The organism is Salimicrobium salexigens (assembly GCF_900156705.1).
Lineage (GTDB): Bacteria > Bacillota > Bacilli > Bacillales > Halobacillaceae > Salimicrobium > Salimicrobium album.
The window spans coordinates 1-18,591 of the sequence record NZ_FTOK01000012.1 but is presented as its reverse complement, the minus strand read 5'-3'; the positions used below and the strand labels follow the sequence as shown (position 1 = coordinate 18,591).

Sequence of the window (18,591 nt, the reverse complement as noted above, 5' to 3'; positions counted from 1 at the left end):
TCATGACTCAACGGTTCAATTATAGTGAATCTGATTATTGATGAACTGCATGGCTGCTTTCAGTGTTTTAGCATTCTTTTCGGTGATTTCCGGTTTTCTCGGAATTTTTTTGTAGGAGCCGTCGGGATCGTGCCACGTATGCGGGAGAGAGAAAGGAGCTTCCGGTTCCCATTTTTCCAGCCAAGTTGCCGGAAGTTCTCCCTCGAAAGGAGCCTGGTCCTTCATCACTTTCCACAGCTGCGCCCAGGCGCGTGGTACCACTCTCCATATATCATACCCTCCGCCCCCGAGAGCTACCCATTTCCCTCCGCAGTGTTCATGAGCGAGTTCGTGGGTAAGGGCAGGGATACGTTCGTATATCTTCATCGTTGAACAGAGGTGTGTGAGCGGGTCGTAAAAATGAGCGTCCGCACCATTCTGGGAAACGATGATATCCGGTTTGAAATATGCAGCGATCTTCCTGAAAGCGGATTCATATACGTCTAAAAAAGATTCGTCTTCTGTAAACGCGTCAATCGGTAAGTTGAATGCATAGCCGTAACCCTCTTTCAGTCCACGTTCATTGACATATCCGGTACCGGGGAAAAGATACCTTCCTGTTTCATGTATAGAAAAGGTACAGATATCCGGATCTCCGTAAAATGCCCACTGCACTCCATCTCCGTGATGTGCATCGGTATCCACATACATTACCCGCTGATTGTATTTCTTCTGTAAATATTTAATCCCTACGGCGCCGTCGTTATATATGCAGAAACCGGAGGCTCTTCGTTCGAAACCATGGTGAAGGCCGCCCCCCAGGTTAAGGGAATGATCGGTACGTCCTTGCATCACTTCATCGATAGCCGAAAGCGTACTTCCCACTATCAGTGAAGAAGCCTCGTGCATCCCTTTAAATATGGGAGTGTCTTCCGTACCTATACCGAATTCGAATCCCTCTTCTTCGGAGAGGTCGCCGACGCTCGCTTTTTTCACAGCTTCAATATACTCCCGGCTGTGAAAAAGGGCAAGCTCTTCTTCCGTGGCATAGCGCGGGGAAACGATATCCTCATCCTTAAGCGCCCCGGAGTCCTTCAGCAGATCGTAGGTGAGCTCTACTCTCATCTGGTTGAAAGGATGATCATCACTAAAGCGGTAAGTAGCGTAATCTTTGGAATATACGAATTTGGATGAACAGCTCATTGGGACATCCCCGGTTCCTTCGGCCAGAGTACCTCATATTCCGAATTTCTTAAGTCTTCGATCATTGGATACGGATTCATCGTCTGAACTCTGAAGACCACGACTTTGTAGTTGCTGTCGGGTTTGTATGGATAAACGAGAATGGAAGTGAGGTTCAGTTTTCTCTTTCCTACGATATTCACTACACCGGGCAGCATGCCGGGCCGGTTGGGTACCTTGACTTCGATTTGGGAACTCTGCACATTCGTCCCCGTAAGCTGGATGAGCGTATAAAGAAGATCTTTTTCTGTGATTATTCCGACCAGTTTATTATTTCTGGTGACGGGAACGCAGGCGATTTCATTATCATAGAAGATATTTGCAACCTCTTCGATAAAGCCGAGCGGATGTACGGTAATGACTTCGGTAGTCATAATGCTTCCCAGACTGTTGGAAAGTTCGCTGAGGTCGGAATCACGCTCAAATACTGAAGGACTGGCATCTCTTACGTCCCGGTCGGAAACGATACCGACGACGTACATGTCTTCATCGACGATTGGAATGTGACGGATCTGATAGGTGTTGAGGGTTTTAAGTGCATCTTCTATAGTATCTTCCGTAGTAAGCGTATGAACTTCAGTAGTCATCATTTCTTCAACGAGCATTGGTCAGGACCTCCTGTTTGAATACTGATGTTTCGTAAGGAAACGCAAATGGTCGAACTTATCCACATCGGATCCGCTGACGTTTTTTCCTATGCGGACCATTAGACAATTGGCAGGATGGGATATGATTTCGGGATCGTCTGTCGGAGCGGGCGTAAGGCCCCCGGCACCCATCATCTTTTCCATCACTTTCCGGTACTGCCATATACTGAGTCCTGTGCTTTTCAGGTCCCAGTGCCAGTAGTATTCCGTGGAAATGATAATGTAGTTTTCCATATATTCATCAAGCATGGATACTTCTATAAGCTGGGAACCGACTCTGTATCCGCGAAAACCCGGGACCACCTCAATAGCGCCGAGCTCAATGAGGTTTTCCATTTTCCCTTCGGCCCAGCGTTCCAGAGGATCCGGATGAAGATAGGTGACATAGCCGACGATTGTACCTTCAAAACGGGCCACAATAATTCTTCCCTCCGGAAGGTCAGCTATTCCTTTTATCGCTTCGAACTGTTTTTTGGGGGGACGAAAAGCAGTTAACTGTTCATGGAATGAATATTGGGAGAGCTCATCGGATGTAAGAGGACCTTCAATTATCAGGTCGTTTGTATCCGTTTTCAATTTCCTCTGAAAAAATGACTTAGTATGTTCCACATATCCACCGCCTGTAAAAATATTTCATGCTACTACCATATTACCTATAAAATAGCCGTTTGAAAAGAGTAACTCCTTTTCAAACGGCTATTCGCCTGTGCCGGGCACTAAAGGACTATTCGGCAGTTACGGTTTCGGATAATCCCGATTCCTGACCGTAGTAATCCACTGCTCTTACGGCGTAAACTCCGGAGGTACCGGACAGGTCCATGGAAGTGGAACCGGTACTCCCGACTTTGGAGAAGTCTCCACCCGGTGACCCTGCGCGGTATATTCTGTAACCGACTACATCATCGCTCGAAGAACTGTTCCAGCTGATGGTAGCTCCCTGAAGCCGGAGATTTCCGGGAGAAGAAGGGGGCTGCCCGTCATTAGTTATTTCTTCTCCTACTCCTGCTGCGCTTTCGGAAGGGAGGGATACATTCGACCATTCTTCCCTGTCCGGAATCAGGTGCTCAAGCGTCTTTTCGTTGTCGTAGCCATTATTCTTAAGGAACTGAGGTTTCAGACTGACCCCGTCTCCCTCGCTCGTGATGAATTCATCTGGTGTATCATCCCCGGCAGCTACGAGGTCTCCTTTTATCTCTGTGAAGTCCCCTTCTGTCAAACTGTCATCTTCTTCTGTAGGGGCATGCTCCTTGATATAAAGATCGCTCCTGGAAAGCCCGACGGAGGAACACAGTTCGGAAGTTAAAAGGCCCGAAGTGGCACAGTAAGATTTCTCCACGATGCCGGCAGGCTGTTCAAAACGCTGTTCAGGGGCCATGAGATCGGGCCGGATTTCCGTTACCGCATTCACGACATCGGCCCACAAACTGTTGTTTCGGTCACTGTAGCCATTACTGTTCAGGCTTTCTTTGCGGTCATACCCCATCCACATACTCATGGTTACGTTAGGGTTGGTGGCTACAAACCATGCATCTTTGTAATTTTGTGAAGTTCCTGTCTTCCCGGCCCAGTCTACACCCGGGTTTGTAAGCTGACTCTTCACATCATCGGCCGTACCGTAATCGAAAACGTCACGCAGAACATCTATCGTGAGATAGGAGGCCTGTTCACTGAACACTCCTGTCGACTCTTTTTTATGCTTATAAAGTGTATCACCTTCTTTAGTAACTATTTCGTCAATCATATAAGCATCAGTATACGAGCCCATATTTCCGAATGTAGCGAAACCGTTCGTATTTTCTTCCACCGTAACTCCATTGATGGTGGACCCTAAAGAGGTCGATAAGTTTTCGGCATCTTCAGCGGTAATCGCTTCAAAGCCCATTTTTCGCAAGTAATTATCTGCAGGGTTCTGATCGACGAATTCACTGTAAGCTTTGACAGTCGGAACGTTCCAGGAATTGGCCAGCGCTCGCCGGGCGGAAACAAGTCCGTGATACCCTCCGGCATAGTTGTCTACACTTATATTTTTATTCGGGTACTTGTACGGCACATCTGCCAGTACTGATCCCGGCTGCAGGGCTCCCAGATCAAAACCCGGCCCGTAGACGAGCAGCGGTTTCATCGTACTCCCGTTCGAACGTCTTGCCTGCGTAGCATGGTTCAGCTGCTGAACGTCAAAGTCGCGACCTGCAATGAATCCGCGGATAGCACCGGAAGAGTTTTCCTGGAGGATACTTCCGACTTCCACCGGGATTTCTTTCTCACTGATCTCCCCAGTTTCCGGATCCTCCACAGGGATAGTCCGCCACGTGTCGTAGTTATTGTAATTATTCTTCACCCGCTGCATGACATCATAGACTTCTTTGTCGATCGTAGTGTGTACTTTCAGACCGCCCGAGGACAGGCGACGGTCGGCCAGAGTAGTGTACTCTTCCATCAACTGATTATCATTTTCCAGATCTTCCATCGTAAGACCATCTTTCTTGGCCAGCTGCTCTTTCAGAATTTCTCCGGCCCTTACTTTGATTTCACGTGTCAGGAAAGGGTAGTCGGAACTTGGTAAAGGTTTCGGAGAGGCGAGATTGGATTTCAGATCATAGGCAAGTGCTTTTTCATATTCACTTTCTGTGATATGTCCTTTTTCGTGCATACGTTCAAGTACTTCTTCCATTCTGTTCAGGCCAGGCTGGAGCCCTTCCTCTTCCTTTACACCGCCGGAGTTTTTAAAAGGAGTATAACCGAAAGGGTTCTGAGGGAGCCCGGCTATGAAAGCGGCCTGCGGAATGGAGAGCTCCCCGGCGTCTACTCCGAAAATTCCACGGGCAGCACTTTGGACGCCTGCAATATTCTGGCCGTTTGCGTTCCGGCCGAAAGGTACGATATTCATATAAGCTTCAAGAATCTGATCTTTATCGAAGAATTGTTCCACACGCAGTGCGTTCATAACTTCTTTTGCTTTTCTTTCAAAAGAGACTTCATTTGTAAGAATCTGGTTTTTGACCAGCTGCTGCGTCAGGGTGCTTCCTCCGGTTTTGGTACTGGAATTGGTTACCTGCTGCACGACAGCCCGTAACAGAGCTTTTGGCACAATCCCGTTATGTTCTCTGAAATTCTCATCCTCCGTTGCAAGCACGGCTGACGTAAGGTGATCACTGACGTTATCGAGCTGCACTTCCTCCCGGTATAAATCAGATTGAACGTCCCCGAGCAGTTGATCGTTCGTAAAATAAAGCTGTGAGGTTTCTTCATAATTATACAGATTGGAGGCCAGTTCCTCTTCGCTCCGTACAGGTTCATCCTCAACGAGAGAAGCGAAATAACCGGCACCTACCCCTCCAACAAAAAATACACCTATAATTCCGACGATAATAAAAAATAGTAAAACGTTCCATAAAACATCATATGTAATTCGTGTATACTTAAAAATAGTGCCGTCTTCCCAGCGTTTTCGAATAGTATCCCTGTTCCACTTCATGATTGGTGACCTCCTAAAATGACATTGCCAATTATATCATATCCGTAATATCAGATGCATGAGAGCCGAAAGAAATAATTGCTTTCAAGAACAATATATGATAAAAATGATACATAATTAAATCTGTTAAAGCTATGAACGGTTGCAGTAGGTTCTGCGCACTTCTACACAGAGAGTCGATGGCTGGTGAGAATCGACAGAGGTTCAGAACTGAATTACGTCCGGGAGCATCTTCTGGTGTGAATCAGAGGACGGTTGCATGTATTTGCAGCCGTTATATAAATGAAGTGGCACATAAGTGCAACCAGGGTGGTACCGCGACCGTTAAGACCTCGTCCCTTTCCGTAAGGAGACAGAGGTCTTTTTTAATGCAGGAAAAAATTTATTTACAGGGGTGAAACGTATGCATATTTTAGACAATTTGTCCAAAAGAGGCCTGGTCAATCAGGTTACAGATGAAGAGGGATTGCGGAAGCACTTAAGTGAGAACCAGGTAACGCTCTACTGTGGATTCGATCCTACGGCCGACAGTCTCCATATCGGGCATCTGCTCCCGATTCTCATGCTGAAACGTTTTCAGAAAGCGGGACACCGGCCGATTGCTCTTGTCGGCGGCGGCACCGGAATGATAGGGGATCCGAGCGGACGTTCAACAGAGAGACAGCTGAACTCCGAGGAAACAGTCAAAGGTTTCAGTAAAAAAATCGAGAATCAGATGGCGGGAATCCTTAATTTTGATGAAGGGGAAAATGCTGCCGTAGCGAGAAACAATCACGAGTGGTTATCGGAAATGACGATCATAGATTTCCTTCGTGACACGGGGAAACACTTCGGTGTCAACTATATGTTGGCGAAAGATGCGGTGGAGTCCCGGATTGAAGCCGGTATCAGCTATACAGAGTTCTCCTACATGATTTTACAGTCTCTGGATTTCCAAAAGCTTTATGAAAAGGAAAATTGCACCCTTCAGCTCGGAGGAAGTGACCAGTGGGGGAATATCACTGCAGGTCTTGAACTGTTACGCCGCTCGGCAGCGGGTGAACAGGAAGTGGAAGCCTATGGCATGACGATGCCGCTCATTACGAAAGCGGACGGTTCAAAATTCGGTAAAACGGCCGGCGGCGCTATCTGGCTCGATCCCGAAAAAACAAGTCCTTACGAGTTTTACCAGTTCTGGGTTAACGTGGACGACAGAGACGTTATCAAATTCCTTCATTTCTTCACCTTCCTTGATTTCGATGAAATAGAAGAACTTGAACGGGAAGTACAGGAACGACCGGAACAACGGACAGCTCATAAACGGCTGGCCGAGGAGATGACCAGAATCGTTCACGACGAAACTGCGCTCGAACAGGCTCAGAGGATTACAGAAGCTTTGTTCAGCGGAGATATCAAATCACTGAACGCCGGAGAAATTGAACAGGGTTTCAAAGGTGTTCCAGGGTACACGGTGGAAGAAGACGGGAAACGACTGGTGGAACTGCTCGTCGAAGCGGGTATTTCTTCCTCGAAGCGCCAGGCCCGTGAAGATATTTCCAACGGGGCGATTTATATCAACGGAGAAAGAAATCAGGAAGTAGGTCATGAACTCGGAGAAGCGGACAAAATCGAAGGCAAATATACGATCATCCGCCGAGGTAAGAAAAAATACTTTTTCATCGAGTATAAATAAAAAGATGCGTACCTTACGGAAATAAAAGAAAAGCGGGTGGTATGGACATTCTCTCCATATCACCCGCTTTTTGATGTGTTTTTTATTCGATATCCTCCGGAAGCATCTTGAACCCGGAGATCTCTGCATCCTCCTCCACTTCGATCATAATGTAGCGTTTGCCGTTCCGGTTAACCTGCCTTACGTGCGGAAGATCCTGAGGACTGACGGATATGTTCGCCACTTTCGTACTTATTTTGATCGATTTTGAGTTGTACTTCGGAAGTACACTGCTCGCTTTCAGTTCATAGGATTCTTCATCCGTCACTTTGTGGAAAGCTTCTTTGACTTTTTCCTCTTCCACTTCATGACCGTTCTTGCTCAGGAAGCTCCCTATATCCCGATAATCCAGTTTAGGGGATTCATCCTCTTCACTGCCTTCAAGCGTATAATTGATATCTTCGTAGACACTTGCAAGTGTCGAAGGACTCATCCGGTCCCCGACTACATCTTTGACGACTTCTTCAAAGACTGCTTTATCCTCTTTTGCAGTCATTGCTTTTTCTCCCTCAAGAACTTCTTCCATGAAAAAAGAATCGGGCTCATTCGGTTTTCCGGCAGAGTAGAGCACTCTGTTCACATCTCCGGTGCCATCCGTGATGACAGGAAACAGAAAGCCGCCGAGAGGTTTCTTCAGATCGATGACGGGATCGACGTCCACTTTATATTTGAACGTTTTCTCTATGTAGTCGAACTGTATTTCTTTTTCCGGGGGGTCCGTCTGGTTAATACTGCACAGCATGAACTGGCTCGAGAGCATCGTGTCCCGGTCGGCTTCTTCGGATTCAGCTGAAGGTGTCGTCGTTTTCAAATACTCGCCTTTTACGAAGGTGATGACTATGTCTTTATCGTAGGCCTGTTCTTTCATTATTTTTTCGGTCATTTTGAGCATCTGCTCCGACCACTCCTCCGTGTCGTTACTCAACAGACTCTTGTGCAGAAGAAGCTGGGTGGGTTCCTCGGTATCCCGTCTGAATTTAAGTTCGAACAGCTTCTCATCCAGCTGCCCGGAGAGAAGTTTTTTGAAATTCTGCATGAACAGCTCCTGCTGGTCCTCTTCAAGCATCTCAAACGCCTGGTGCTGAGCATGGAAAGGTTCGGAAGTTTCTTTCATAATGTACACCGTAAAAAGATCGGTGATATTTAAAAGGTCGGTATCGGTTTTCAACTGTCTGCGCAGGGCAGCTATATCTTTTTTATTCATGGATGGTCCCTCCTGTAAAGCAGTGAATTTTGCATAATGTCCATTATACCTTTCGTACGGAAATTCGGTAAGAGATTTTTTAGAGGAGCAAAAGGAAAAATAAGACCATGGGAACGAGACCCATGGTCGAAATAGCAGTAACTAATAGGAGATAGGAGCTCCCGGTCCCACCGGAATTCCGAGCAGCACCCATACCAGAAGGAGTACGAGCCATCCCAGAAGAAAAGCGACGGAGTACGGAATCATCATGGAGATAAGCGTTCCTATACCTATCTTCTTATCGTAACGTTGAGCAAAAGCGATGATGACAGGAAAATAAAGGAGTAAGGGAGTTACCATGTTAGTGACAGAGTCAGAGATTCTGTACAGTAACGTCGTAAACTCCGGTGAATAATCCAGATTCATCATAATCGGTACGAATACAGGGGCGAGAATCGTCCATTTGGCTGAGGAACTGCCGATGAAAAAGTTGACGAGCATGGTAATCCCCATAAAAGTAAGGATCAGTCCTGTTCCTGTAAAGCCGGTGTTTTTCAAAAACTCCGCTCCGTTGAAGGCGATGACCGTGCCAAGGTTCGTTTCACGGAAATAGGCGATGAACTGTCCCGCCGTGAATGCCAGAGCGATGTAGCCGCTCATGCTCGCCATCGTCTTTCCGAGCAGTGTTGTCAGGTCTTTATCATTTTGTATTTCCTTGGATACAATACCGTAGATAAGACCCGGAACAAAGAAAAGGACGAAAATGACAAAAACAAGAGCGTTAAAAAATGGGGAATCGATATAAGCACCGTCGCCCCGGAGCGGTCCGAGAGACAGGTAGACCATAATAGCAAAAGTTACGAGGAATCCGAGCCCTGCCAGGCGCATGCCGCGCTTTTCCCTGACAGTCAGTTTTTCCAGGTTTTCTTCTTCCTCTCCTTCATATTTACCGAGACGGGGCTCGACGATTTTGTCAGTGACGAGCGTACCGATGACAGTTATCAGGAGAACGGAAGCTGCCGCAAAGAAATAGTTCATCGTTACCGTAATCGTATCTGCATAGGCAGGATCGATTGTACGGGCAGCATCAGCTGTAAGTTCCTGAAGGATGGCATCAGTCGAAGTCAGTGCCAGATTGGCGCCGAACCCTCCGGAAACGCCTGCAAAGGCCGCAGCGAGACCGGCGAGCGGGTGACGTCCAAGTCCGAGAAACAGAACAGCGCCGAGAGGAGGGAGCACTACATAACCGGCGTTCACGGCAAGGCTGGACATAACCCCGGCGAATACGAGAGCTGCTGTCAAAAGCCGGTTCGGTACCCCGAATACGATGCTTTTCAGTGATGAATGAATCAGTCCGGTCTGCTCGGCCAGTCCGATTCCGAGCATTGTGACGAGGACAGCACCGAGAGGCGGGAAGCCGATGAAGTTCTCGACCGCACTGTTGAATATGTAATCCAGTCCGCTCAGACTGAAGAGATTTTTAACTTCTACTACCTCGGACGTCGTAGGGTTCGTGACGGATACACCTGAAAAAATCCCCGATATGACTATGACGATTAATGCTAATATTGCAAACAGCAACAAAGGGGATGGAAGTTTGTTTCCTATCCATTCTATCCCGTCCAGGGCGCGGAACAGCAATTTACGTAAGGGAGAAAGCTTCTCCGAATTGTCTTTCAATATAGTTACCTCCTTTAAGCTTACCTTTTTACTAGGGATTAAATTTAACAGGGGTCCGGAAGAAACTCAAGAAAGTGAACAATGAACGATTTCGAAATAATTTGACAGTTGTTCCCGTTTTGAGTACTCTGACGATTAAGCATCAGGTCATATATCTCAAAACTCTACTATTCCTTTCTTTCAAAAGAAAGAAAGGTGCGGAGAAACACCGGTCCGGAAAAGGTTTTGGCGAAAGAGATTGAATATCGGGAATTTTGGGAATTGTTTCAATGTCGATAAGGTTTTTGAGAAGACTGTAACTTATCGGTCTATCTCTGTACGATTGAAGAAGGTTAGAGTAAAAGGGGGATACGAATGAATATTTTAGTCTATCAGATGGATGTTATTCCGGGAGACCCGCAGGCAAACAGGGAGAAAGTGGGTAAATGGCTGGAAGAACAGGAACTTCATGATGTAGACCTGATCATGCTGCCGGAGATGTGGACGACGGCATATACACTGCCGGAACTGGATGATATAGCCGAAGAACCTGCAGACAGTGAAACAGTCCGGTTTCTTAAAGAGTCGGCTGAGCGTTATCACGTGCACATAATGGGAGGGTCCATCGCTGTTAAACGAGATGGAAAAGTATTTAACCGGGCACTGGTTATAAATAACGCAGGAGAGCTTGTCTATCATTACGACAAAATGCATCTGGTGCCTATGCTGAATGAACCTGCGTACTTAAGCGGAGGGGAAGAGTCGGTAAGAGTATTTGAACTCGACGGTGTCAAAATGGGGGTAGTCATCTGTTATGACCTGCGCTTTCCGGAAATTATCCGCAGTCTTGCCCTCCAGGGATGTAAACTTCTGTTCATCCCGGCGGAATGGCCGGACAGTCGACGGGCGCATTGGGATGTATTGAGTGCTGCCCGCGCTGTGGAGAATCAGATGTATGTGGTGACGTGCAACCGCCCGGGCGAATATGACGGTATTACCTTTGCAGGTTCTTCGGCTTTTATCGATCCGTGGGGCAACGTTCTGCAGAAAGGCAGTGTGGAGCATGAAGAAACACTGCGACAGGAATTAGAGCTTTCAAACGTTGCAGAAGTACGCGAAAACGTACCCGTCTTCGACAGCAGAGTACCTTCTCTGTACGATTAATAAAGCAGCTGGATTTTTTATGATTTGACGTTCCGGAATGGTATGGTTCTGTCTTGAATAAACATTATCCGACATGAATACAAAGTCGAACAACTGCAGAAATCGATCGAATATAAGAGAAAGGGAAGGTGGTGACCATGGGACAGAACCAGGAAGAGCTGAAGAAGAAAAAAGTACAAAGGCGGGTGCTGTGGGGAGCGATATTTCTGATGGCGACTTCTTCGATAGGCCCCGCCTTTCTGACACAGACGACGGAATTCACTTTCCGGTTTATGGCCAGTTTCGCTTTCGCTATACTGGCCTCTATCATCATCGATATAGGTGCCCAATTGAATATCTGGAGGATTCTTGTAGTCTCAGGTAAACGGGGACAGGACGTAGCTAATATGGTCTTCCCCGGGCTCGGTTATTTAGTCGCAGCACTTATCGTACTTGGAGGCATCGCCTTCAATATCGGGAATGTGGCGGGCGCAGGCCTTGGTATCAACGTACTTTTCGGTATCTCTCCTAAAATAGGGGCGGTCATTACCGGTATAATAGCCATTGTCATATTCACTGTTAAAAATGCCGAGAAAGTTATAGACATTCTTATCCCTATTTTAGGTGTAGTGATGATAGCCATGGTCGGATACGTCATGGTCACGACGAATCCTCCTGTCGGAGAGGCAATGATTCGAAGTGTTCTTCCGGAGGACTTTGGAGCTCTCGTACTGCCGGTCATAACGCTTGTCGGAGGCACAGTGGGCGGTTATATTACATTCGCGGGGGCCCACCGGCTGATAGACCGCGGTTTTAAGGGAGAAGAAGCCTTGCCGCTGGTTATACACTGGAGGAAGGAAACCCGGCAGCTTCCGTGTTCCAGATTGCGCTTGGAGATGTAGGGTATAAAATCTTCGGAGTGGTACTGTGGTCTGCCGCTATCAGTTCCGTCATCGGCTCCGCGTACACCAGCGTTTCATTTGTAAGATCTTTTCAATCCTAAGCTTGAGAGATATTATAAATGGCTTATTGTCGGTTTCATCGCTTTTTCAACTATCATTTTCGCAATCGTCGGAGAGCCGGTCACGCTACTGATTATTGCGGGCTCGGTCAATGGTCTGATCTTACCATTAACTCTTGGTTCGGTTCTGCTGGCCTCAAGGAAGAAATCTGTCGTCGGGGAATATAAACACCCTGCCTGGATGCTTATATTCGGCATCGTTGCAGTGGTAGTGACCGTCGTAGCGGGAGTTCTTTCCCTGCAGGGGATCGCCGGTTTATGGCAGGGATGAAGTTGCGGTCGGATAGCAAATAAGCATACAAATGCACGGACGCACCAGCAGCGGAACAATAATGTTCGGCTACTGGTGCGTCCGTTATTTCGGAATCGATATACCGTTTTCTGATCCGATACGATGTATTACCCGGAGTGTTTCGTTCCGTGTTTCTCGTTCCAGGCCTTGTAAGGAGATATGCCTTGAGAGTGACTTTCCCTTTCCATCGGCAATCTTCGCTGATTCATAGGTTTGGAAATTTCATCGTAGAAGTTTTCCAGCTCAAAATATTCCCGGTCATCGCGGTAGTATGTTTTATACTCATCTCTTTCAACAATGTACGTTACCTTCTCGGGGCTGCAGTAATAAATGGCTCCGAGACACATGGGGCAGGGGCTGGCAAGAATGTAGATGTGACAGTCGGTTAAATGTTCGGTCCCTAACTTTATACAGGCGTCTCTGATAGCCAGAGTTTCCGCGTGTGCTGTCGGGTCATTCGTCTGGGCCGCTTCGTTGCCGCGTTCCGCGATAATTTCCCCACCCTTTGTGATGATGCAGGAGAAAGGCCTGCCTCCCTCAGCGACATTATCTTCTGCCAGCTGAATCGTACGTTCAATAAAATTCATGCTTTATTCCTCCTCTATTTGCAAACCATTTAAAGACTCATTCCCTCAGGAGGTTTATTGAAACCGGCCTGGTGAGATTTGCTCAGTTATTAGGAAAAGAAATATTTTCAGAATCCGGGAGGGAGATTCGATGAATGAGCGGGCTGCTTTGGAAGAAGGGTTATATGTTAAAATGAAATAAAGGGACAGGGAGGGTTCTGCTTGATTTCTGTTAGGAAGAAAGAATATGTGGGGATAATGATTTCCAGAGTAATATTGAGCATTATGCTGATTTGTAGTGTGTATGCCTTTGTCGACAAGGAGCCGGTTGTTGCAAAAACGCTTGCGGCAGCAGGGTTTATCGGCATTGCATTTTTATTAGTCGTATCTTTTCATAGAAGACGTTTCAATAATTGATTCTCCCGCATCCGGGCTTTAAAAGAAGATTCGGAGAAAGGGATTTAATTACTATAACAATAGCATATACGCAAAATGTGAGTTATAATTTTAATCGATAATTACTTGTTATTCGGGTGATTTTCATTTTCAGTTTACCAACATACATATTCACGAAAAGAGATGTCAGATGAATGCTTTAATTTCCAGATTTTTAAAAGGCGGCTTCATACGTAAAGTATTAGTGATGGTCTCGGGGACAGCCGGGGCCCAGGCGATAATACTCTTGGCTTCTCCTCTCATCACAAGGATTTATGGGCCTGAAGCTTTTGGTGTCCTCGGGGTTTTTATGGCAGTATCCATGATTTTGATACCTGCTTCCGGACTCGGCTATCCGATTGCCATAGTATTACCGAAGCATGAAGGGGAAGCAGTAGGAGTAACTAAAATTTCTTTGTGGTTAAGTGTGGGCATGGCTCTGCTTTCACTGGTAATTGCCTTTCTGTTCGGAGAAGAACTGCTTGAATTATTGAATTTCACAGATATTAATAACTACTTATACTTTATCCCTCTAGTTATTCTGTTCGGCAGCCTTCTTCAGATTTCAGAGCAGTGGGCTGTAAGACTTCAGGAATTCGGGGTGATTGCAAGGACGAACATGTATCATGCTCTCATTGTCCAGGGGAGTATGGTAGGGATAGGTCTTATCTATCCATTTGCGTTCGTACTTATTATCATGAATGTGACCGGTCAGCTTTTGAAAGCTGTTTTTATGGGAACGGGCAGTCTGAGGAAAAGGAAATCGAAAGGCTCTATCGACGTTACTCATCCTCCGCTGAAAGAGACAGCTCGCAAATACAAAGATTTCCCCAGGTACCGGGCTCCCGAGATGTTTTTGAATGCTGTATCGCAGAATATCCCGATTATGCTGTTAAGCAGCCTTTTCGGTCCTGCTGCAGCCGGTTTCTTCACTTTGAGCAGAAGAGTTCTGGCAGCTCCGGCTACTTTGATTGGAAAAGCGGTAGGGGACGTTTTCTATCCGCGTATTACCGAAGCTTACTACAATAAAGAAAGCCTGCAGAAACTTATAAAGAAAGCCACATTAGGGCTTTCTCTTGCCGGTCTCATTCCTTATGGTACTGTAGTACTTCTCGGTCCCTGGCTGTTCGGCTTCGTCTTCGGTGATGAATGGGTGCAGGCAGGGGAGTATGCACGCTGGATGGCTCTGGCTTCTTTCTTCGGATTTATCAACAGTCCGAGCGTCAAAGCGCTGCCTGTATTGTCTGCTCAGGGCTTCCAGCTGTTGTTTACAATAGTTATGCTGACAGTGAGAATAGCTATGTTAGCAGTGGGTTCGTTCGTTTTTGAAAGCGACCTCGTAGCTATAGCTCTCTTCGGTCTCAGCGGAGCTGTCCTTAATTCGCTATTGATCATGATAACGATAAATATAAGTAAGAAGTTCGATGAAACATCATTAAATAAAACCGAAGGAGAATGAATATGCAAAAAACACATCACATACTTTGGACGGGCGGTTTCGATTCCACTTTCCGTGTACTGGATCTCGTTTTGAATAAAAAAAGAGAGGTTCAGCCTCACTACATTATCGATGAGGAACGCCCTTCCACTAATAAGGAACTGGAAACCATCCATACGATTATCGCCCACATCGGAATTATGGATATGAAGGCTGCCGAACGTATAAAGCCTCTGATTATCGTCAACAAAAAAGATATTACGTCCGACCAGGAAGATAAGGATAAGTTTGAAAGACTGATATCAACTTCCTTCTTAGGTACGCAGTACGTATGGTTACCTGCTTATCTGAAACAAAACGGCATTGCGGAAATCGAATCGGGAGCTCATAAGGATGACAATATCGAAACGTTCATTGCTGATTACGTTAAAAAAATAGAGGATAATGACGATTACTACTACATGCTAAAAAATGAATACGCAGACACCGATCTGTCCATATTCGCCCGCTTTCAATTTCCGCTGCTCGATTATTCGAAACTGGATATGGAAAGGATTGCGAAGGAAAGTGGTTTCAACCATCTTATGGAGATGACGTGGTTCTGTTATCGTCCGCAAAAAGACGGAAAACCCTGCGGTTTATGCAATCCGTGTAAGTATGCGAAAGAAGAAGGCATGGAACGAAGAGTACCGAGACCGAGAGTCGATGATTTTATAATGTTCTATTCGTTAAAGTATTTAAGAAAAGCGAAAAGAAACCTGGTGAACGGGAGCGGAAGTAAGAAATGAAGGACTTTTTGTTTTCCACAGAAGAATTCGCTGCGGCAGCTCTTAAAGAAAAAAGCGCGGATTCAGAAATATTCGCAGGGGAAACGGTTCGGCAGTTTGAAGGGGAGTGGGGGACGCTTCTTGTTACGGAGGACTGTTATACTCAATTCCAGCCTTATGAAGACGGGAAGCACCTTTTTATCGTGCTGGGCGGCCCTTTGTATACCGGACCGGGGACTGAGGATTTCCTTTCCGCCGTGCCCCGCCTTATGAGCGACTGGCAGGCCATTGATTTTTCGCAGCATTTCGACGGTCCTTTCGCATTGCTTAAAGTGGATAAGGAAGAGAAGCGGATGGACTGTGTAACGGACCTGCTTTCCTTCATCCCCGTGTACAGGGCAGAACAGGAGGGACACCTGCTGTTGTCTTCGCACGTGGATCTGCTGGCGGACGCAGCGGGAGAAAGGGAGAAGCGGGATGCTGTATCCGAATTGGATTTCATCCTGCACGGAGCGGTTACGTATCCGTACACAGCGTACGAAAATATACGACAGGTTTCTCCCGGTACGATTCACACGATCGATAAAAATACGGCAGACATCAGCGGGAGAACCTGGTGGCTGCCTGAAGAGATTCTTCGTTACACTTCCATCGAGGAAGCGGCTGACGATTTAAGAAACACAGTCGAAACGTATGTTAACCGTGTAACGGAAAAAGAGTCTTCTGTCGCCCATTTTATAAGCGGGGGAGAGGACTCGAGAACGATAGCCGGGCTGATTCCCGATCACCTTCATAAAGATTCGTTCGTGTTTCTGGATGATTTAAACCTTGAAGGTAAAATAGCCAAAAAATCAGCAGCTATTTACGGATCGAATTTCCACTTTTATGCGAGGGATCCGTTACACTATCTGTATATCCTGCCAGGCAGCAGCGAACTCGTCGGTTCCGGTTCGGAATACAAACACGCCCATACGTACGGATTTCATGAAAAAGCCGGTCTGAACAAATATCCGGTCGTACTCGGCGGTCTGTTTTCGGACGCTCTGTTGAAGGGGGCAAGGATACGAAAGATACGCGGTAGCGGGAAATTCCCGTTTCTCCCTGATATAAAAGACAGCTTCTATACAGTCAACAAGGAAGCCAGTGCAGATATATTCAGGGATGAGGTTATGAAAACTCTGAGACAGAGGAGAGAAGACCATTACCATACCATTAAGGGAATGAGACCTGAATCTGCGAAAGAATGGTTTCAGATGTGGCCGGCGTCCATGAATATGAACATCCCCAATTTACATGTGAACCGCAGACTGTTTTGTTCATATGAGCCGTTTATGGCTAACGGCGTCGTGAAGATAAGTGCTTCCGTTCCTCAAAGTTGGAAAATGAACAGAAAACTTTTCCACAGGGCATTTAAATCATATTTGAAACCGGCATGGTGGTTGTGGCATTCCGATGGAAGATTCCCTTATTTCTCAAGGTATGCCAACATAATGCCGCAACTGTTCGTATGGATGTATATGAACCTTGCAGTTAAAACCGGAAGAATCAAAGGGCACCAGGGGCCTTTTGCTCACTGGGACACGATTTTTTCAAGCGAAGCTTTCCGGCAAACGAAAGAAGAGTATCTGAATTACGGGGGCGTTCTGCCACAGGCGTTGAAATCAAATCACCCGTTCAGCAGCATTTTTGAGAGCGATCAGCTGGAGCCCCAGCAGAAAATAAATTTATTGCAGGTCCTCCATCATCACAAGACGGATGGATAAAGCCAGGAACGTCGTGAACGTATAAGTCAGGAGGTTAAGCATGCAACAGCCATTAGTAACGGTATTCATACCAATGTTCAATGCAGAGGAATATATTCAAGATACGCTGGAGAGTATATTGAACCAGAGCTATAAGAATCTGGAGGTGCTCGTAGTCGATGACGGGTCCTCGGACCGTTCAGTAGAAATAGTTGAACGCTATACCGATGATCGAATACGGGTTGTCACAAATGGGGAGAATAAAGGTATTCCTTATACAAGGAACGTAGGCCTGTCGCTTTCCAATGGAAAATACATGGCGATTATGGATGCGGATGACGAATCAACCCCTGAAAGAATCAGGGAACAGGTCAGCTACATGGAGGAACACTCCGACATAGATGCTGTAGGCGCCTACTACCGGGCTAAGGGGAGTAATAACTCCAGGATTATGAAGGCTTATCATACGTCATGGGAAGAGATTAGAATTCAGCTGATGTTCAACAACCAGCTTGGAAATTCTACCGCTATGATCAGGATGGCTACTGTAAGGGACAACGGGTTGACGTACAATGAGAGTTACTATGTATCCCAGGACTATGAATTCTGGTCCCAGTTGTCCAAAGTCGGCAGGATTGAAATTCTTCCAAAAGTGCTGGTGGATTACCGCACGGGTCATTCCAATGCTACAAATGCTTCCCTGTCAAATAAGATGTTCGAACGGAAAATACTGATAGACGGGATTCATAAAGATTTACTGGAGCACTACGGTTTTCATTTTTCCGATGAGGAAGTACAGGTATTCAATAATTTCTTCTTTTTGAATGTAGTTACTGTCTTCGATAAAGGGTACGTGATGAGAATCAAAGAAGTGCTGCAAAAACTTCTGGACACTAACGAAGCTTTTGATAAGGAGCTTTTAAAACGAGTTCTCAGAGTCAACGTTTTGAGGGGGCTGAGTAACAGCAGTGTCAATCTTAAGCAAAAGACGGGTCTTTTTCTTGATTTATTTCAGGAAATCACCTTCGAGGAAATGTTCCATCTGCTTTCACGACATTATCATAAGAAAGTGAAAGCGGTTCTGTGATGTAAAAGTGTCGCTGACTCAAAAGCCGTATAAATTATACGGCTTTTTTTGTTTTTTTATCTTTACGATAGTATGTATTTGAATTAATAATGAACCGTTTGTTGATATTATTGAACTATACCCCGAATAATGGACACGAAAAAAAGTGCCCCTTATTCGGGGTTTTTTATGTTTCCTAACCTCGAAGTTCCTTTATAATCAAAT

At 46.2% G+C, this 18,591-nt stretch carries 14 protein-coding genes, 1 pseudogene and 1 other annotated feature; of the genes and pseudogenes, 8 read left to right on the top strand and 7 right to left on the bottom strand.

What is annotated here, in order from left to right; translation table 11 throughout:
- Positions 1-15: 15 nt before the first annotated feature.
- The 4 genes from BW931_RS11965 to BW931_RS11950 all read right to left on the bottom strand — a co-directional run bounded on the left by BW931_RS11965 (position 16) and on the right by BW931_RS11950 (position 5,343).
- Positions 16-1,182: an acetoin utilization protein AcuC gene (locus tag BW931_RS11965; protein WP_076572571.1), complete on the bottom strand. Its 1,167-nt coding sequence runs from the start codon at positions 1,180-1,182 to the stop codon at positions 16-18.
- Positions 1,179-1,826 (bottom strand): acetoin utilization AcuB family protein, encoded by a 648-nt coding sequence (locus BW931_RS11960; protein ID WP_076572569.1) that lies wholly within the window; start codon positions 1,824-1,826, stop codon positions 1,179-1,181. Before BW931_RS11960 ends, BW931_RS11965 begins: the two co-directional genes overlap by 4 nt.
- 3 nt (positions 1,827-1,829) lie before the next feature.
- Complete coding sequence (locus BW931_RS11955; RefSeq protein ID WP_076572568.1) at positions 1,830-2,477, bottom strand: GNAT family N-acetyltransferase; 648 nt, start codon at positions 2,475-2,477, stop codon at positions 1,830-1,832.
- A gap of 115 nt (positions 2,478-2,592) precedes the next feature.
- Positions 2,593-5,343, bottom strand: coding sequence for a transglycosylase domain-containing protein (locus BW931_RS11950; RefSeq protein ID WP_076572566.1), 2,751 nt, complete (start codon positions 5,341-5,343; stop codon positions 2,593-2,595).
- Between the two features lie 125 nt (positions 5,344-5,468).
- Positions 5,469-5,686, top strand: a binding site (T-box leader).
- A gap of 60 nt (positions 5,687-5,746) precedes the next feature.
- Between BW931_RS11950 and tyrS the strand changes: the two genes are divergently transcribed.
- Positions 5,747-7,015, top strand: a complete 1,269-nt coding sequence (tyrS, locus tag BW931_RS11945) for a tyrosine--tRNA ligase (RefSeq protein ID WP_008590868.1) — start codon at positions 5,747-5,749, stop codon at positions 7,013-7,015.
- 82 nt (positions 7,016-7,097) lie between these two features.
- Here tyrS and BW931_RS11940 read toward each other — a convergent pair whose 3' ends face one another.
- Both BW931_RS11940 and BW931_RS11935 read right to left on the bottom strand, forming a co-directional pair.
- Positions 7,098-8,258: a DUF4317 family protein gene (locus tag BW931_RS11940; protein ID WP_076572564.1), complete on the bottom strand. Its 1,161-nt coding sequence runs from the start codon at positions 8,256-8,258 to the stop codon at positions 7,098-7,100.
- A 141-nt stretch (positions 8,259-8,399) separates the two neighbouring features.
- A complete protein-coding gene (locus tag BW931_RS11935) occupies positions 8,400-9,917 on the bottom strand; it encodes an AbgT family transporter (protein ID WP_076572563.1) in 1,518 nt (505 codons plus the stop codon).
- 354 nt (positions 9,918-10,271) lie between these two features.
- Between BW931_RS11935 and BW931_RS11930 the strand changes: the two genes are divergently transcribed.
- Together BW931_RS11930 and BW931_RS11925 are read left to right on the top strand one after the other, a co-directional pair.
- The gene (locus BW931_RS11930; RefSeq protein WP_076572561.1) at positions 10,272-11,060 is read left to right on the top strand and encodes a carbon-nitrogen family hydrolase; all 789 of its coding nucleotides are present in this window, start codon (positions 10,272-10,274) and stop codon (positions 11,058-11,060) included.
- A 137-nt stretch (positions 11,061-11,197) separates the two neighbouring features.
- Positions 11,198-12,331: pseudogene (locus tag BW931_RS11925) on the top strand (NRAMP family divalent metal transporter).
- A 128-nt stretch (positions 12,332-12,459) separates the two neighbouring features.
- Here BW931_RS11925 and BW931_RS11920 read toward each other — a convergent pair.
- Positions 12,460-12,939 (bottom strand): nucleoside deaminase, encoded by a 480-nt coding sequence (locus BW931_RS11920; RefSeq protein WP_076572559.1) that lies wholly within the window; start codon positions 12,937-12,939, stop codon positions 12,460-12,462.
- A 237-nt stretch (positions 12,940-13,176) separates the two neighbouring features.
- Between BW931_RS11920 and BW931_RS11915 the strand changes: the two genes are divergently transcribed.
- The 5 genes from BW931_RS11915 (at position 13,177) to BW931_RS11895 (ending at position 18,387) form a co-directional block, all read left to right on the top strand.
- On the top strand, positions 13,177-13,335 hold the full coding sequence (locus BW931_RS11915) for a hypothetical protein (protein WP_159435710.1): 159 nt from the start codon (positions 13,177-13,179) through the stop codon (positions 13,333-13,335).
- Between the two features lie 169 nt (positions 13,336-13,504).
- Positions 13,505-14,812: a lipopolysaccharide biosynthesis protein gene (locus tag BW931_RS11910; RefSeq protein ID WP_076572556.1), complete on the top strand. Its 1,308-nt coding sequence runs from the start codon at positions 13,505-13,507 to the stop codon at positions 14,810-14,812.
- Positions 14,813-14,814: 2 nt separating this feature from the next.
- Complete coding sequence (locus BW931_RS11905; RefSeq protein ID WP_076572554.1) at positions 14,815-15,579, top strand: 7-cyano-7-deazaguanine synthase; 765 nt, start codon at positions 14,815-14,817, stop codon at positions 15,577-15,579.
- The gene (locus tag BW931_RS11900; RefSeq protein WP_084193933.1) at positions 15,576-17,321 is read left to right on the top strand and encodes an asparagine synthase-related protein; all 1,746 of its coding nucleotides are present in this window, start codon (positions 15,576-15,578) and stop codon (positions 17,319-17,321) included. Before BW931_RS11905 ends, BW931_RS11900 begins: the two co-directional genes overlap by 4 nt.
- A gap of 40 nt (positions 17,322-17,361) precedes the next feature.
- Positions 17,362-18,387 carry a glycosyltransferase family 2 protein gene (locus tag BW931_RS11895; RefSeq protein WP_076572552.1) on the top strand — a complete coding sequence of 342 codons (1,026 nt, stop codon included), beginning with the start codon at positions 17,362-17,364 and terminating at the stop codon, positions 18,385-18,387.
- Positions 18,388-18,591 lie beyond the last annotated feature (204 nt).

Excerpts from the sequence above, each read along its gene's own strand:
- BW931_RS11965 (WP_076572571.1), bottom strand. The coding sequence starts at position 1,182 with ATGAGCTGTTCATCCAAATTCGTATATTCCAAAGATTACGCTACTTAC.
- BW931_RS11960 (WP_076572569.1), bottom strand. The coding sequence starts at position 1,826 with ATGCTCGTTGAAGAAATGATGACTACTGAAGTTCATACGCTTACTACG.
- BW931_RS11950 (WP_076572566.1), bottom strand. The coding sequence starts at position 5,343 with ATGAAGTGGAACAGGGATACTATTCGAAAACGCTGGGAAGACGGCACT.
- tyrS (WP_008590868.1), top strand. The coding sequence starts at position 5,747 with ATGCATATTTTAGACAATTTGTCCAAAAGAGGCCTGGTCAATCAGGTT.
- BW931_RS11940 (WP_076572564.1), bottom strand. The coding sequence starts at position 8,258 with ATGAATAAAAAAGATATAGCTGCCCTGCGCAGACAGTTGAAAACCGAT.
- BW931_RS11930 (WP_076572561.1), top strand. The coding sequence starts at position 10,272 with ATGAATATTTTAGTCTATCAGATGGATGTTATTCCGGGAGACCCGCAG.
- BW931_RS11920 (WP_076572559.1), bottom strand. The coding sequence starts at position 12,939 with ATGAATTTTATTGAACGTACGATTCAGCTGGCAGAAGATAATGTCGCT.
- BW931_RS11915 (WP_159435710.1), top strand. The coding sequence starts at position 13,177 with ATGATTTCCAGAGTAATATTGAGCATTATGCTGATTTGTAGTGTGTAT.
- BW931_RS11910 (WP_076572556.1), top strand. The coding sequence starts at position 13,505 with ATGAATGCTTTAATTTCCAGATTTTTAAAAGGCGGCTTCATACGTAAA.
- BW931_RS11905 (WP_076572554.1), top strand. The coding sequence starts at position 14,815 with ATGCAAAAAACACATCACATACTTTGGACGGGCGGTTTCGATTCCACT.
- BW931_RS11900 (WP_084193933.1), top strand. The coding sequence starts at position 15,576 with ATGAAGGACTTTTTGTTTTCCACAGAAGAATTCGCTGCGGCAGCTCTT.
- BW931_RS11895 (WP_076572552.1), top strand. The coding sequence starts at position 17,362 with ATGCAACAGCCATTAGTAACGGTATTCATACCAATGTTCAATGCAGAG.